Origin of the sequence: Vibrio viridaestus, from assembly GCF_003856525.1 — a bacterium.
Classification (GTDB): Bacteria; Pseudomonadota; Gammaproteobacteria; order Enterobacterales; family Vibrionaceae; genus Vibrio; species Vibrio viridaestus.
This window is the reverse complement of sequence record NZ_RJVQ01000174.1, coordinates 1-370: the sequence shown is the minus strand read 5'-3', so window position 1 is coordinate 370 and position 370 is coordinate 1. Positions and strand designations below refer to the sequence as shown.

At 58.1% G+C, this 370-nt stretch carries 1 protein-coding gene; it reads right to left on the bottom strand.

What is annotated here, in order from left to right; genetic code table 11:
* Positions 1–370, bottom strand: a 370-nt coding sequence (locus EES38_RS22025) for a tail fiber protein (protein ID WP_208020513.1), incomplete at both ends; no start/stop codon positions are given.

The following is a 370-nucleotide window of genomic DNA, read 5'->3' as shown; positions in this document are numbered from 1 at the left end:
CTTTGGCGTTGCAGCAAGCGTTTCAGACGTGCTGTTGGTTGCACTGCTGAGCTGCACTATCCCCTTTCTCGTTGTGTCCGCATCCTCAAGCGCGACAGCTGAAGCTATATCTTCTGCACGTTTTGCCGAATTTTTTGCACGTATTGCCGCCGCTTCTGCCGCACTTTTGCTCTGCGATGCTGATACCGCACTTCCCGCAGCCTCTGTCGCCTTCGTGGATGCCGTTGACGCACTCCCCGCCGCCGCTGTTTTTGCGTCTGCCGCGGCAGAGGCGCTCCGTTCCGCTGCTGTTTCAGATGACCTGGCATTCGTCTCGGACGTTTTTGCCGCCCTGGCAGAATTTTCTGCCGCCGTTGCCGAGGAAGCTGCA